Here is a 15,827-nt window from a genome sequence, read left to right as displayed (position 1 = left end):
TCTAAAAACCTTCAAAAAACAACCGCTTCTCCTGGTTGCGGGTTGCAAAGGTAACAGTTCCTTAACTCTTACACAACATCCGGCAGCTTTTAATTAGTACTTATCCGGTAAGTAGCTGGGAACAAGGAGGAAAAAAGCAGGAAAGGCAACAAACCATACGCTGCTATACTATATACAGTCTGGCGAGGATCTACTGACACCCTTTTTCGATCGTCATCAGGACCACCCGATCAAAGCGGCAGAGGAACAGAAAAAAAGATCTTCGCCTATAACCAGGTTGTGCTGAGATGGCTTAATCCTACGTTTATCCTACGTTTATCCTACGTTTATCCTACGCTTATCCTACGCTGACCATATAGTGAGCAGATGGTTAGCATAGCACCATACATTGGTTATCACTTGAAAAAGGTGGGGCTTAAAATCCCACCCAGCACCTCAAAGAACTGTCAGGTGAAATATCCCCGCTGCCTGCCACATATTATATAGAAGCGCCCGGGTTAGGGATCGAAGTGGAAATCCCTGCCTGTCCGGCAGGCAGGCTTTTTTCTGCGCAGCAGGAAAAGATTGAAACGGAGAGCCCGGCCGCGAACCACGCGGCAACCCCCAAAACAATTCTTTATAATAACATGCCTGCCGATATCATTTTTATCGCAAGGGTTGTCTTATAAACCATTCTGTATTATCGTTTGTGCGTAGTTATTGGAACTTATCCCTAATGATATATTGATAAATGTTATACACCTTGATTAAAACCTCGCCTGGTAGAAAATTCCCAGAGGACGCAAGCTACGCCGCGTCCAGGACGAGATCCCTGAATAAATCAGGGAACGGTTCCGCCTTTCCAATATGATCTCAGGAATGTAATCAACCGGCATATTTTTAAACTTTCCTCCCAATGACTCTATTCCTCTCCCCCATTTGTTAAAGAATGTTAAACAATCATCCATATATGTACAAAGGGATATTTTCGCGTATATATTAATGACCGTCAATTAATAATTGAAATTTTACTGATTTACCTTATCTTTGCAGAATGTTTAAAAACAAGCTTAACTTTTCCCTAAGCATACTACTGGTTATTATTATTGCGATTGCGGGTTGCAAGAGCAAATATGAAAAGCTCCGTGCGAGCAATGATACCGCTAAAAAATACCGGGAAGCAATAAAGTTCTATGAAAAAAAGGACTACAATAAGGCTTTACCCTTGTTTGATGATCTGGTTACGAAATACAGAGGAACGGCAGAAGCCGAAGACCTTTCATACTATTTTGCCTACACGCACTACAAATTAAAAGATTACACAACTGCCAGATATCATTTTAAAACATTTGCCGACACATATGCTTCAAGCCCAAAAGCTGAAGAGTGCAGATTTATGGCAGCATATTGTTTCTACCTGGAGTCTCCTACCTATTCATTAGATCAGGATAACACGCTTAAGGCGATGGATGCATTACAGCTATTTATTAACCTGCACCCAAAAAGTGAGCGTGTACCGGAAGCAAGCAAGCTTATAGCCAACTTAAGGACTAAGCTGGAGCAGAAATCGTACGAGAACGCAAAATTGTTCCTGGATATTGGAGACTATAAATCAGCTGTAATTGCACTCAGAAATTCTGAACGTGATTTCCCGGACACTAAATACGCTGAAGAAATGCAATTCCTTACGGTAAGCGCACAGGCTTCATATGCGGGCGCCAGTTTGGAGCTGAAACAGGAAGGTCGATATAACGAAGCTATTCAGCTTGCTAATGAGTTCGCAGTAAATTATCCAACAAGTAAATACCTGAAGGATGTTGAACAAATAAAAAAGGACAGTGAGAAATCAATAATCGACGTAAAGAAATTAATTGCTACTCAAACTGCACTTATGGAGGCACAAAACGCCAAAATCAAAGCAGCTGAGACAGCTAAAGATAAAAAACAAGAAGACCCTAAAAACAATTCAAATGAGTAATACCAAGCCAGCTATTCCAAACAGTACGGTTACACGTGATGTGCGCGAGTTAGATAAGACAACAGATAATATATATGAGTCTATTGTTATCATCAGCAAACGTGCTAACCAGATTTCTAACAATCTTAAAGAAGAGCTTCATGGTAAGCTAGCTGAATTTGCTTCGTCAAATGATAACCTTGAAGAGGTATTTGAAAATCGTGAGCAGATCGAAATATCTAAACACTATGAGCGTATGCCTAAGCCTTCGCTGATTGCTGTTGATGAATTTTTAAACAATAAAGTTTATTACAGGAATCCTTCTAAAGAGCAATAAGATTGCAAAAAGCATAGAGCATTCGTGCTATGCCTCATGCATGAGTTCATTTTGGTAGAAACATGCCTATGCTTGCGAATAAAAATATTTTACTTGGCGTTTGTGGCAGTATTGCAAGCTACAAATCCGCAACCTTAACCAGGCTATTGGTTAAAGCTGGCGCAAACGTCAAGATTATAATGACCAGCGAGGCCACCAATTTCATTACCCCCCTTACCCTCGCTACTCTTTCTAAAAATCCGGTCCTGGTTAATTATTTCGATCCTGAATCTGGGGTATGGAATAACCATGTGGAACTTGGCTTATGGGCCGATCTGATGATCATCGCCCCGGCAAGCGCCAACACACTTGCAAAGCTGGCCAATGGCTTGTGCGACAATTTGCTTTCCGCAGCCTATCTTTCGGCCAAATGCCCGGTGTTCTTTGCTCCGGCAATGGACCTTGATATGTGGAAGCACCCTGCCACACAGAAAAATATCGATTCCCTGGTTTCGTTTGGAAACATCCTGATCAAACCTGCTTATGGCGAACTTGCCAGCGGGCTTATCGGCGAAGGTAGAATGGCAGAACCTGAAGAGATAATTACGTTTATATCTGACGAGATAAAAAAAAAACTTCCGCTAAGAGGTAAAAGCGCCCTTGTTACGGCCGGTCCCACATACGAAGCCATTGATCCGGTACGTTTTATCGGGAATCATTCCTCCGGCAAAATGGGGTTTGCTATTGCTGAAGAGCTTTCTGCCTTGGGCGCAGATGTCACGCTGGTTACCGGACCTACCTCATTAAAACTAAATGATACCAGTATTAACCGTATAGATGTCACTACTGCGGAAGAGATGCTCCAGGCTTCGCTGCAAGCTTTTCCGGATACGACTATTGCCATAATGAGCGCTGCGGTTGCTGACTATCGTCCGGCAGAGGTATCTGATATTAAAATTAAAAAGGAAGGTGCGGGACTAGACCTTAACCTTGTCAAAACGACAGACATTCTAGCTACCCTTGGTAAAGCAAAAAAAAACGGGCAGATCCTTGTCGGCTTTGCTCTTGAGACAAATAATGAAGAGGAGAATGCTATCGGTAAGCTCAGGAAAAAGAACCTCGACTTTATTGTACTGAATTCTTTACGGGATGAAGGCGCAGGTTTTAAGAACGACCAAAATAAGATAACGATCATTGATAATAAGCTTTCGAAAGAATCGTTTCCTCTGAAATCGAAGAAAGACGTGGCGAAAGATATCTGCAAAAAAGTAGTAGATTTATTATCATGAGATCCCTCCTGCTTTTCTTCCTGTTAATAGCTTCTACAGCGGTGTATTCACAGGATTTGAATGCAAGGGTGCAGATCCTGGCCCCACAAATACCCAACGCCAACAAACGTATACTGGATGTACTTGAAGTAAGCATTAAAGATTTCTTGAATGGGAGACGATGGACGTCAGATGCATTGCAGCCCCAAGAGCGGATCGACTGCAACTTTGTGATCACAATAAGCGACTGGGATGGCTCATCTTCCAACTTTAAAGCAAACGCTCAAATCCAGTCGAACAGGCCGATATATAATAGCAATTATAACAGTACGATCTTGAATCTAAGCGATGAGGATTTCAATTTTTCTTACTCTGAAGGCCAGGCACTGGACTATTCGGATCAAAACTACCTGAACAATCTCACCTCCCTGCTGGCGTTTTATGCTTACATCATTACCGGGATGGATTATGATACGTTTTCCAAGCTGGGCGGGACACCTTATTTGCAAAAGGCTCAGACATTACTGAATAATGCGCAGAACGCACCAAACCCTGGATGGAAGGCTCATGAGAACCTCAAAAACCGGTTCTGGCTGATAGAGAACCTGATGAATAAATCATACAACCCTATCCGTGAAAGCATGTATATTTATCACCGTGATGGCCTTGATGTGATGGCTGAAAATCCATCAAAGGGCCGGAAAGCAATCTACACTGTTTTGCCGCAGCTTCAGAAGATTGACAAGCAGAAGCAGGGCGCCATTTTAAATCAGGTGTTCTTTACCTCCAAGTCAGATGAGCTTATTAATATCTTAAGCGATGCTGAGCCGCAGGAAAAACTAAAGGCTTTTACCATACTGTCAGTAATTGATCCTGCAAATGCCCTGAAATATGAGATCCTTAAAAGAGCCCGTTAAATCGTTTTGACAAAATCGCCTCGCCTTAATACCTATTTCCTTAATTTAGCCCAACTCTTTCTCTAACCTATGCTCAAGCGACTGGCTATTAGTAATTATGCGTTAATTGATACCCTGGATATTTCATTTTCAAATGAGCTTAACATTCTAACCGGGGAGACCGGTGCAGGAAAATCTATTATACTTGGCGCACTATCCCTGATTCTTGGGCAGCGGGCAGAAGGCAAATATTTCTTTAATCAGCAGAAAAAGTGTGTTATCGAAGGGACTTTTCTTGTCAATGGTTTTCATTTAAATGATTTCTTTGAAGAAAACGATCTGGACTACGAACTGGAAACAGTTTTAAGAAGAGAGATATCTTCGGATGGAAAATCCCGGGCCTTTATTAATGATACGCCGGTTAATCTAGTCATTCTGAAAAAGCTTGGTGAGAAATTAATAGACATCCATTCGCAGCATGCAACCCTGGAAATTAATGATGAGGATTTCCAGCTCCTGGTTATCGATACAATTGCGGGTAATAAGGATCTTCTGGAAAATTACAATTTAACTTACAAGCTCTATCGCCATACTCAGTCTAAATTAAAAGAGCTTATCAGTCAGAGTGAGCAGTCTAAGTCTGATCTCGATTATTTCCAGTTCCAGTTCGATGAGCTGGAAAAGGCAAATCTGGCTGAGGATGAACAGACGCAACTGGAACAGGAACAGGATGTCCTCACCCATGCGGAAGAAATCAAAAGGAGTCTGCTGGGCGCCATCGGAATATTAGGTGAACAGGATCCGGCTGTCATAAACCAGTTAAAGGAAGCTGCCCTCAGTTTGGGGGCCGCAGAAAAGTACAATCCCGAAATAAAAGAATTACACGAAAGGTTGACTAGCAGCCTCATTGAGGTGAAAGATATCTTGTCGGAAATTGAAAGAATAGAACAGCACAGCTCTGTTGATGAAGCAAGGCTGGAAGATGTAAATCAGAGATTGGATACGCTGTATTCCCTTCAGAAAAAGCATCGCGTAAGCTCTAACCTTGAATTGATAGATTTGAGGAACACGCTTTCAGATAAACTCAACAGCATTCTATTTGCTGATGAAGACATTGAAAAGTTAAAGAATGAGCTGGATAGCATCAATTCCAAACTCGGTGAGCTTGCTGAGCAATTGTACCGGTCCCGCATCTCCAGCATACCCCGCGTTGAGGAAAATATAAAAGGAACACTACACCAGGTTGGAATGCCAAATGCTGTCCTTCAGATATCGCACGAACGGTTAGATGTAGGCAAGTTTGACCTTAACGGGACTGATCAGATCAGATTCCTATTTAGCGCTAACAAAGGCCAGGCTCCTTTACCAATGAATAAAGTTGCATCGGGAGGAGAGCTTTCACGTTTAATGTTGAGTATCAAATCTCTTGTAGCGGTACACACTTCATTGCCTACGATTATCTTCGACGAGATAGATACAGGGATCTCAGGTGAGGTTGCACTGAAGGTTGGCAACATCATGGAAAAGCTTTCTGAAAACATGCAGGTAATAGCCATTACGCACTTGCCCCAGATCGCTGCAAGAGGAAAAGCTCACTATACCGTTTATAAGGATGAGCAAACGGACATTACCCATACCAACATCCGGCAGATAAGTTCGGACGAGCGCGTTATGGAGCTTGCTAAAATGTTAAGCGGAAACAATCCCGGGGAGTCGGCTATTTTAAACGCTAAGGAACTGCTTAATTAATTTAGGGATCGAGTGTCAGAGATTAATAATAACTTTAAACCATCATAAATCAACATCAAAAAACAATCGTATGTATAACTTACTGAAAGGTAAAACAGGTATCATTTCGGGAGCATTGGATAAGAATTCAATTGCCTGGAAAGTAGCAGAGAAAGCGCACGCAGAAGGCGCTAAATTTGTGTTAACGAACGCTCCTATCGCGATGCGCATGGGCGAGATCAATGCACTGGCCGAAGCTACGGGATCTCAAATTATACCTGCTGATGCGACAAGTGTTGAAGAACTGACTAATTTATTCACCAAATCCCAGGAAATCCTAGGAGGTAAGGTAGATTTTGTACTTCACTCGATTGGAATGAGCGTGAACATCCGTAAAAAGATCCCCTACACAGAGCTCAACTATGATTATTTTAATAAAGGCATAGATGTTTCTGCGATGTCCTTACATAAAATGCTGAGCGTGGCTAAAAAGCTGGACGCTATAAACGAATGGGGTAGTGTTGTAGCGCTTACATATATGGCAGCTCAGCGTACTTATCCATTTTACACTGATATGGCCGATATTAAAGCTATGCTGGAATCGATTGCCCGCAGCTTTGGATATCATTATGGCCTGGAGAAAAAGGTTCGTATCAATACTGTATCTCAATCGCCAACTAAAACCACTGCCGGAACCGGAATAAAGGGCTTTGGTGATTTCTATGATTTTGCAAATGCAATAGCTCCTCTTGGAAATGCAGATGCTGAATCATGTGCGGATTACTGTATTACCCTATTCTCTGACCTTACCAGAATGGTAACTATGCAAAATCTTTTCCATGATGGAGGATATTCGTCTACGGGAGTAAGTGATGATGTAATGCACCGTTTAGGGGTTGAAAATAACGGCGAATAAAGAGCATTCTGACAACCATATTAAGTCGCGAATCTTACAAAGTCGGAATTGCAATAATTGATATGTATTAAAGCTATTGTTATAATGAAACGAAAGGCTTTAAATCGTTGCTTAGCTAGTCTATCTTTTTTATTTAATTTTTGGGCGTTGCCCGCTTGGGCGGGCCGGGCTTTTGGCTTCAATCTTTTGCCCTTCGGGACAAAAGTATTTTCGCTGCAATCCCTAACGCGGCCTAAACGCTGTACCAAACAATGACAATGTGGAGGCTCTCCGCTTTGCCACTCTCAACTCTCAACTCTCAACTTTCCACTCCTTTTATACAGAATCAATAAGCACTATCTTAACCCTCACCGTCCCCGGCGGAGTTACAGTCCCTATGCCGTCTGAGCTTTGTATTTCCATAACAATTTTACCGGTGCGGGTTATATAGCTATAGGATACTCCATTATACACTTGGGGCACTTGCTCATATGTTCCGCCATTGTCAAAAGATATATAAACAAGAACGCCGCCGTGATCATTAAAGTAATTGTCGATTTCGGGCATATCGATAGCGGCTGTATAAGTACGGCCTCCATTGCTCTGAATCCAGCTTCCGGAATTAAGGGTGGTTATTATTGTACGGTTCGGGACTATCATTTCCTTTTTACATCCGGCTGCAAATACTAAGAGGGAAAGGCAAATTAATAAGATCGATCTTTTCATAGCGTATAGGTTTTAGAAACAGTGCCTATACCTCTAAGACGAAAAAAGCGGGCAATGGTTGCAACCATTACCCGCTGTAATCCAAATGTTACTTCGGATTTATTCCTCTTTCTTTTCCTCCTTTTTACGCTTCGGAGTTTTGATTTTCCCGATTATACGGATCTCTTCTTTCTCCTTATCGTAGTCAACTTCCATCGTATCACCTTCTACCAGTTCGCCCTTCAGGATCTCCTCAGCAATAGGATCTTCAAGATGCTTTTGTATAGCTCGTTTCAAAGGACGTGCGCCAAAATTTGAATCGTATCCTTTCTCAGCAATAAACTCTTTCGCGGCATCCGTAAGATTGATTTCGTAACCAAGTCCCTGGATCCTTTCAAATAGAGCCTTAAGCTCGATATCAATGATGCTGAAGATGTGTTCTTTAGTAAGAGAATTGAAGACTACAACGTCATCCACACGGTTAAGAAACTCCGGTGCAAACGCACGTTTCAATGCATTTTCAATTACACCTCTGGAGAAAGTATCTGCCTGTGATGATTTTGCCACTGTGCTGAAACCAACACCTTGTCCAAAATCCTTAAGCTGGCGTGCACCAATATTCGAGGTCATGATAATGATCGTGTTCCTGAAATCCACCTTACGCCCAAGACTGTCGGTTAGCTGTCCTTCATCCAATACCTGTAAAAGAATATTGAATACATCCGGGTGAGCTTTCTCAATCTCGTCAAGCAAGACAACTGCGTAAGGTTTTCTTCTAACCTTTTCGGTTAATTGTCCTCCTTCTTCATATCCAACATATCCCGGAGGCGCTCCGACTAAACGTGATACAGCGAACTTCTCCATGTATTCACTCATGTCCACCTGAATCAGAGCGTCTTCAGTATCAAACATGAAACGTGCAAGTTCTTTTGCAAGTTCAGTCTTACCAACTCCTGTAGGCCCAAGGAAAATAAATGAACCAATTGGTTTTTTAGGATCTTTCAATCCGGCGCGTGTACGCTGGATAGCTTTTGTTAATTTCTTAACTGCGTCTTCCTGCCCGATCACACGAGTGTTAATTGCATCAAACATTCCAAGCAACTTCATACTGTCTGCCTGGCCAACACGCTGAACAGGAATCCCTGTCATCATGGATACCACTTCAGCGACATTATCATCTGTTACAGTATACCTCTTGGTTTTAGTTTCGGCCTCCCATTCTGTTTTGGCTTTCTCAAGTTCTTCTAAAAGATTCTTTTCAGTATCCCGAAGTTTCGCGGCTTCCTCGTATTTCTGGCTTCTTACAACCTTGTTCTTTTCAACCTTGATCTCTTCGATCTTCTGCTCCACATCAATAATGTTTTGCGGAACATGGATGTTTGTTAAGTGAACACGCGATCCCGATTCGTCAAGCGCATCGATCGCCTTATCAGGAAGGAAACGGTCAGTGATGTATCGTGAGGTTAAGCTTACACAGGCATTGATTGCTTCATCTGTATAAGTAACACCATGATGCTCTTCGTATTTTTCTTTGATGCGATTAAGGATCTCAATAGTTTCAACCGGAGTAGCAGGCTCAACCATTACCTTCTGGAAACGGCGGTCTAATGCTCCATCTTTCTCAATAAACTGGCGATATTCATCCAGAGTAGTAGCACCAATACATTGGATCTCCCCTCTCGCTAAGGCCGGCTTGAACATGTTTGATGCGTCCAAAGAGCCCGAAGCTCCACCCGCACCAACAATGGTGTGGATCTCATCAATGAAAAGGATCACATCCGGAGATTTTTCCAGTTCATTCATTACAGCCTTCATCCTCTCTTCAAACTGACCACGATACTTTGTACCTGCAACCAGTGAAGCAAGGTCAAGAGTTACTACCCTTTTATTAAATAAAACCCTTGAAACTTTTCTTTGTATAATCCTTAATGCAAGGCCCTCCGCTATTGCGGATTTACCCACACCCGGCTCACCTATAAGTATGGGGTTGTTCTTTTTACGACGGGACAAGATCTGGGATACACGCTCGATCTCCTTTTCCCGGCCAACGATAGGGTCAAGCTTTCCATCTTCAGCAGCACGGGTTAGGTCGCGGCCGAAATTGTCAAGCACCGGTGTTTTAGATTTGATATCGGAAACTTTTTTAGGCTGGCTGAAGCTTTCTTCTTCTCTGAAATCATCGTCACCAGCAGGGGAACCTCCTTGGGCCTCGTCCCTGAAACCGTCCTTATTATTTTCTACCTCAGCTTTGAAAATATCATAGTTAACATTGTATTGCTGAAGTATCTGAGATGCTATATTATCCTCATCTCTTAAAATTGACAATAATAAATGCTCTGTACCAATAACATCGCTCTTGAATATTTTAGCTTCCAGGTAAGTTATTTTTAACACCTTTTCGGCTTGTTTAGTAAGAGGAATATTACCCAGATTAACCGTAGTGCTGGATGTTCCTTTCACAGAATCCTCCACCGACTTCCTAAGACGCGCTGTATCTACTCCGGCACCCTTCAGAATTTTTATTGCCATTCCGTCTCCTTCACGAATAAGGCCTAGCAATAAATGTTCTGTACCGATATAATCATGCCCTAAGCGAAGGGCTTCTTCCCGGCTATATGATATCACGTCTTTGACGCGTGGGGAAAATTTAGCTTCCATTATAATACCTTTCTGTATGGTTAACGCCCTAAGCTATTAAATTATTGGTTTAATACTCTTCTGGCAATAGTAACAAGTTATCAACAATTACGCCATTTAAGTTGAAAAGGTTTTAGGTCATTCTGAGATAATAAAGTTGACATCTCTCTGACTAAAATACGATATTTGGGCCTCATTGTAAACACAACATGTCAGACGAGAAGATAATATTTTCAATGGCCGGGGTAAATAAGATCTACCCGCCGCAAAAACAAGTTTTAAAGAACATCTATCTGTCTTTTTTCTACGGAGCAAAGATCGGTGTGATCGGGTTAAACGGATCCGGTAAATCATCAGTTCTGAAGATCATTGCCGGCCTGGATAAATCGTTCCAGGGAGAGGTTGTATTTGCTCCCGGCTATACCGTTGGATACTTAGCACAGGAGCCTATCCTCGACAACGAAAAGACTGTCCGTGAGGTAGTTGAAGAAGGTGTTTCAGCCACTACTGCTATACTGAAAGAGTACGAAGAGATCAATGAGAAATTTGGCTTGCCTGAAGTTTACGAGAACGCTGACGAGATGGACAAGCTGCTTGCGCGTCAAGGAGAATTGCAGGATCAGATAGACGCAAGCAATGCATGGGAATTGGATACTAAACTTGAACGTGCCATGGATGCATTACGTTGTCCGGAGCCGGAAACTAAAATTGCCACTTTGTCAGGAGGAGAGCGCAGACGTGTCGCATTATGCCGCTTATTACTGCAGGAGCCGGACGTATTGCTGCTGGATGAGCCAACCAATCACCTCGACGCTGAAAGTATCGACTGGCTGGAGCAGCACCTTAAACAATATAAAGGAACTGTAATTGCTGTTACCCACGACAGGTACTTCCTGGACAACGTTGCTGGATGGATACTTGAACTGGATCGCGGTGAAGGAATTCCATGGAAAGGAAATTATTCTTCATGGCTGGATCAGAAATCGAAGAGGCTTGCATCAGAAGAAAAAACTGAAAGCAAACGTCAGAAAACTTTGGAGAGAGAACTTGAATGGGTTAGGATGGCACCGAAAGCCCGCCATGCTAAATCAAAAGCCCGTCTGTCAAACTATGAAAAACTTGCTTCTGAAGATACTAAAGAACGCGAAGACAAACTGGAGCTTTTTATTCCTCCGGGGCCGAGGCTTGGGAATGTGGTGATCGAAGCACAGGGAGTAAGCAAATCTTACGGTGACAAAATATTATTCGAGAACTTAAATTTCTCGCTTCCGCCAGCAGGCATAGTTGGAATTATCGGCCCAATGGCGCAGGAAAAACAACTTTGTTTCGCCTTATAACAGGGCAGGAAACTGCTGATGCAGGCACGTTCAAAGTGGGGCCTACGGTTGCTCTTGGTTATGTGGATCAAATGCATGATGACCTGGATCCTGAAAAATCTGTTTGGGAAAACGTAACTGATGGAAATGAAAATATTATTTTAGGGAACCGGCCAATAAACTCACGCGCCTATGTCTCGAAATTCAATTTCAACGGCGCTGATCAGCAAAAAAAGGTAGCGGTTCTTTCGGGTGGTGAACGCAATAGGGTTCACCTGGCAATTACTTTAAAGAAAAGCTCCAACGTGCTTCTGCTGGATGAGCCCACAAATGATATTGATGTAAATACTCTGCGCGCACTAGAAGAAGGCCTTGAGAATTTTGGTGGCTGTGCAGTTATAATATCCCACGATCGCTGGTTCCTTGACAGGGTGTGTACCCACATACTCGCGTTTGAAGGAAACTCGGAAGTTTATTATTTCGAAGGGAATTATTCTGAGTATGAAGAAAACCGGAAGAAGCGTACGGGTGATGTAACACCGCACAGGATCAGGTACAAGAAATTAGTTGAGTAAATAATGAGCCGAGGAGCAGGAACCAAGAATCAGGACGTTAACGATCAACTGAGGTGATCCTGGTTCTTGATTCTTGGCTCTTGATTCATTTTCTAGTATACCTTTTTAGTTTCCTCCAGGAAATATAAAATCTCCTTTCGAGGTTATAGAGCATCTTTCCACGGTAGCGATTGATGATCAACATGTTCTTATTGATGGAATCCATGGGACGATTTAAAGAATTGCCGACCCTGGCAGGCATATCTTTCATATAATCATCTACCATCTCAGCATATTTGAAACTACATCGGCTTTTTTGCAATTGTAGAAGCTCGTTTGTAAGACTATTTGCCATGATATATTAGATTAGTATATATTAAATACAATAGTCGGTTTGATAAGTTTCAAAAAAGATCAGTTCATTTCAGGTACAGTTTAAGCCAGCTTTCACATTCTGCTAAACCTTCAGCCTTATTATTTAAGTTGATAAGCTCATGTCCAGTATCCTCATATAATACGAGTTTATGAACAGCTCCAAACTGTGCAAGGCGATTTTTTAGCTCAGTTGCTTGCTGGTAAGGAACAACAAAATCTCGTTTTCCGTGGAACAAAAGCGTTGGCTTTGAACCTGCTGAAACATGAGTTATAGGGCTTGCTTCAGCATACGCGGCAGGATTATCCTGAAAAGTAGTGCCGATCAGCGCCACCAACGCTCGCGCCTGAGCTTCTCCCGCTGGCCCCGCTCCTCCGATTGCAGTAAGATCTGTCGGGCCAGCCAATGATATCACAGCTTTAATCTTATTACCTGTATCGTACTTATAAGTATACAAAAGTGACAAATGTCCGCCTGCACTTGCTCCCTGAAGAGCAAATTTGTCTGCAGAAATCCTCCATGCTGCAGATTTGGTACCAATAAATTCTATCGCCTTTGCAATATCATTTACCTGTGCAGGATGAATGTTTTTTTCAGGTGTATTGGTAAAACGGTAATTCATCGTTGCCGCGGCGTAACCTTTGTCCCTCCAATGTTTCGCTAATTCGGTGAAATCCGATTTATCTCCTTCAAACCAAGCGCCACCATGTACCAGCAATATTACCGGGGTTTTTGTGTCTCTTTGTGAAGGAAGATAAATATCCAATTTATTTCGTGTATGCGTTCCATATGAAACCTCCTTATAATCCTGCGATATTACAACTGTGGCCGACTGTTCAGGCCCTTTCTTACAGCCAGTGCTAATAATTAACAGGAATAATAATCCTGATACCAGACTTTTCAACTTCTCCATACATGACATACGGAAAAAACACTGCTCGGTTTACTGTTTCTGTTAATATGTTAACAAATAAATAACTTTATCAAAAGGTCTTTTGGCTTTTAATGAATTATATTTAATCATAGATAATATCCTGTTTTACACTTACTTAATAAATTTTAGCCCTAACAAAATTTATGACCTGGAAAAAATTTAACGGAGAAACTATTCAGATCCCCATTCTTGAAGAAGTAGAGCAAGCCATCGAAAGAGAATCCAATCTTGGCAATAAGCTTAAAGTATGCATTGGTACCGATTCCCAGGTAAAAGGCTCGATCATTCATTTTGCGACGGTAATAGTATTTCTGCGTGAGCAGAAAGGTGGATTTATGTTCATCCATCAGGAGCGTTCTTCCCAAAAAATGAGCATTAAGGAGAGGATGATTTCCGAAGTCCAAAAATCAATAGAATGCGCCTACTCGCTGTGCGATCTTTTGGATTTGTACGATGTTGACCTTGAAGTCCATGCAGATATTAATACAAACCCTAACTTTAAATCCAACCAGGCACTCCATGAAGCAATGGGCTACATCTTGAGTATGGGCTTTGTGTTTAAAGCCAAACCGGAGGCCTTTGCGAGTTCAGCCTGTGCAAATAAAATAGTTCAGTAAATGAGACAGGCTCCAGGCTTCGGAGCCTGTCTATGTTATTTAATAATCGGTTAGATTATTTGCTTCACCCTTTCAGCATCGGTTTCATATACAGAACCGCTATCAGTTACAATTAAGGTTCCCTGGCTATACTTCTCATTATGTTGCGTGGAGTCGAGACCTTCATCCTCCTCTTCAGAACTTACACGTATTGGCTGTATAAAATTAATCAGTTTGAAAATTCCGTATGAAACTATAAAACTGTAAGTAACCGTAATTATGACCGCCTGTAGCTGAATGAAGAAAAAGTCAGAATTTCCGTAGAACCATCCGTCCGCTCCAGCGGGATTAATGCTCTTTGTTGCAAAAAAACCACTTAAAAGCATACCAGCAATACCTCCTAACCCGTGGCACGGGAAAACATCCAAAGTGTCATCCAAAGTAGTTTTAGTTTTCCAGTACACAGCCAAATTGGAAATTATTGCTGCTATGAAGCCTATAAAGATACTTTGTTGAATTGAAACGAATCCAGCACCGGGCGTTACGGCAGCAAGTCCAACTACCGCGCCAATACAGAACCCTATAACAGATGGCTTTTTATTTCTTAATACGTCCAAGAACATCCACGACAGGCCACCAGCAGCACCGGCAGTATTTGTCGTAGCAAACGCGGAGACAGCTAAGGCATTAGCTCCTAATGCTGATCCAGCATTGAACCCAAACCATCCAAACCACAGCAATCCCGTTCCAATTAAAACGTATGGAATGTTCGCTGGCGGAATATCTTTGTTTTCCACGTGAACCTTTCTGCGCTTAAGCACCAGCGCACCGGCAAGAGCTGCCATACCTGCAGTAATGTGAACAACCACTCCACCTGCAAAATCAAGTGCACCCATCTTGAAAAGAAAACCATCCGGATGCCACATCCAGTGAGCTATTGGCGCATAGATAAGGAGTGTAAATAAACAGATAAAAAGAATATAAGATGTGAAGCGAATTCGCTCAGCTACTGCCCCAACCACTAGTCCGGGTGTAATGATAGCAAACATCAGTTGGAATAATGCGAAAAGTGATAAGGGTATTGTCGGTGCAAGACTCCACGGCGCTCCTGAATTGACTCCTTGAAAAAATAAAAATGTGGTTGGGTCGCCTATTATTCCGTTCACTGATTCTCCAAAGGCCATGCTAAAAGCAACAACCACCCACAGAATGGTCACAACGCCCGCAGCTACAACACTCTTAATCATTGTGGATATAACATTCTTACGGTGCACCATTCCTCCATAGAAAAATGCCAAGCCGGGCGTCATAAGAAAGACAAGAGCGGTAGCCACTAAAATCCAGGCTATATCAGCACTATCATATTTACCTGTGCCGTCGAAGTTCGGCAGCGAAGGAATGAATATGGCTGCTCCAGCCACTAACGTTAGGATTGCAAAAGGTGCGACCTGCCTTACTGACAATTTTTTCATACAATTATGTTAACATTCTTGTTAAATATAAATTCTATTAAGCAAATTTAAGATAAATGAAGGTAATAACATTAATAAAATTAAAAAAAGATAAAAATAACACCATCTATTTCCATTTAATTTACCTATCAGAAGATGTATTTGCCATAAATATCAAAATATATCGCCATTAATGACGACTAACCCGAAAATATTGACCTT

Annotated in this window: 11 protein-coding genes and 1 pseudogene; 8 read left to right on the top strand and 4 right to left on the bottom strand. The window is 42.1% G+C overall.

Going from position 1 to position 15,827, the window contains the following annotated elements:
* The first annotated feature begins 1,033 nt into the window (after window positions 1-1,033).
* The 6 genes from bamD (at window position 1,034) to WKF69_RS08130 (ending at window position 7,060) form a co-directional block, all read left to right on the top strand.
* Entirely contained in the window at window positions 1,034-1,957 is a 924-nt protein-coding gene (gene bamD, locus WKF69_RS08155) for an outer membrane protein assembly factor BamD (RefSeq protein WP_340381103.1), read from the top strand.
* Window positions 1,950-2,273, top strand: a complete 324-nt coding sequence (locus tag WKF69_RS08150; protein ID WP_340381102.1) for a DNA-directed RNA polymerase subunit omega — start codon at window positions 1,950-1,952, stop codon at window positions 2,271-2,273. The genes bamD and WKF69_RS08150 overlap by 8 nt, the downstream gene beginning before the upstream one ends.
* A gap of 68 nt (window positions 2,274-2,341) precedes the next feature.
* A complete protein-coding gene (coaBC, locus tag WKF69_RS08145) occupies window positions 2,342-3,541 on the top strand; it encodes a bifunctional phosphopantothenoylcysteine decarboxylase/phosphopantothenate--cysteine ligase CoaBC (RefSeq protein WP_340381101.1) in 1,200 nt (399 codons plus the stop codon).
* Entirely contained in the window at window positions 3,538-4,437 is a 900-nt protein-coding gene (locus tag WKF69_RS08140) for a DUF4835 family protein (RefSeq protein WP_340381100.1), read from the top strand. Before coaBC ends, WKF69_RS08140 begins: the two co-directional genes overlap by 4 nt.
* 69 nt (window positions 4,438-4,506) lie before the next feature.
* On the top strand, window positions 4,507-6,165 hold the full coding sequence (gene recN, locus WKF69_RS08135; protein ID WP_340381099.1) for a DNA repair protein RecN: 1,659 nt from the start codon (window positions 4,507-4,509) through the stop codon (window positions 6,163-6,165).
* 70 nt (window positions 6,166-6,235) lie between these two features.
* Window positions 6,236-7,060 (top strand): SDR family oxidoreductase, encoded by an 825-nt coding sequence (locus tag WKF69_RS08130; protein WP_340381098.1) that lies wholly within the window; start codon window positions 6,236-6,238, stop codon window positions 7,058-7,060.
* A gap of 315 nt (window positions 7,061-7,375) precedes the next feature.
* Here WKF69_RS08130 and WKF69_RS08125 read toward each other — a convergent pair whose 3' ends face one another.
* Both WKF69_RS08125 and WKF69_RS08120 read right to left on the bottom strand, forming a co-directional pair.
* Entirely contained in the window at window positions 7,376-7,765 is a 390-nt protein-coding gene (locus tag WKF69_RS08125) for a hypothetical protein (RefSeq protein ID WP_340381097.1), read from the bottom strand.
* A 99-nt stretch (window positions 7,766-7,864) separates the two neighbouring features.
* Window positions 7,865-10,402, bottom strand: a complete 2,538-nt coding sequence (locus tag WKF69_RS08120) for an ATP-dependent Clp protease ATP-binding subunit (RefSeq protein ID WP_340381096.1) — start codon at window positions 10,400-10,402, stop codon at window positions 7,865-7,867.
* A 188-nt stretch (window positions 10,403-10,590) separates the two neighbouring features.
* Here WKF69_RS08120 and ettA point away from each other — a divergent pair.
* Window positions 10,591-12,272 (top strand): annotated as a pseudogene (ettA, locus tag WKF69_RS08115) (energy-dependent translational throttle protein EttA).
* Window positions 12,273-12,670: 398 nt separating this feature from the next.
* Here the strand turns inward: ettA and WKF69_RS08110 are convergent.
* A complete protein-coding gene (locus tag WKF69_RS08110) occupies window positions 12,671-13,537 on the bottom strand; it encodes an alpha/beta hydrolase (protein WP_340381095.1) in 867 nt (288 codons plus the stop codon).
* 164 nt (window positions 13,538-13,701) lie between these two features.
* Here WKF69_RS08110 and WKF69_RS08105 point away from each other — a divergent pair, with 164 nt between their 5' ends.
* Window positions 13,702-14,175 carry a ribonuclease H-like YkuK family protein gene (locus WKF69_RS08105; RefSeq protein ID WP_340381094.1) on the top strand — a complete coding sequence of 158 codons (474 nt, stop codon included), beginning with the start codon at window positions 13,702-13,704 and terminating at the stop codon, window positions 14,173-14,175.
* Between the two features lie 50 nt (window positions 14,176-14,225).
* On the opposite strand, the gene WKF69_RS08100 is transcribed toward WKF69_RS08105, so the two are convergent.
* The gene (locus tag WKF69_RS08100) at window positions 14,226-15,626 is read right to left on the bottom strand and encodes an ammonium transporter (RefSeq protein ID WP_340381093.1); all 1,401 of its coding nucleotides are present in this window, start codon (window positions 15,624-15,626) and stop codon (window positions 14,226-14,228) included.
* Between the last annotated feature and the right edge of the window lie 201 nt (window positions 15,627-15,827).

This window comes from Daejeonella sp. (assembly GCF_037719425.1).
In the GTDB taxonomy this organism is placed as follows: domain Bacteria; phylum Bacteroidota; class Bacteroidia; order Sphingobacteriales; family Sphingobacteriaceae; genus Daejeonella.
This window is presented reverse-complemented; position numbering and strand designations above follow the sequence as displayed.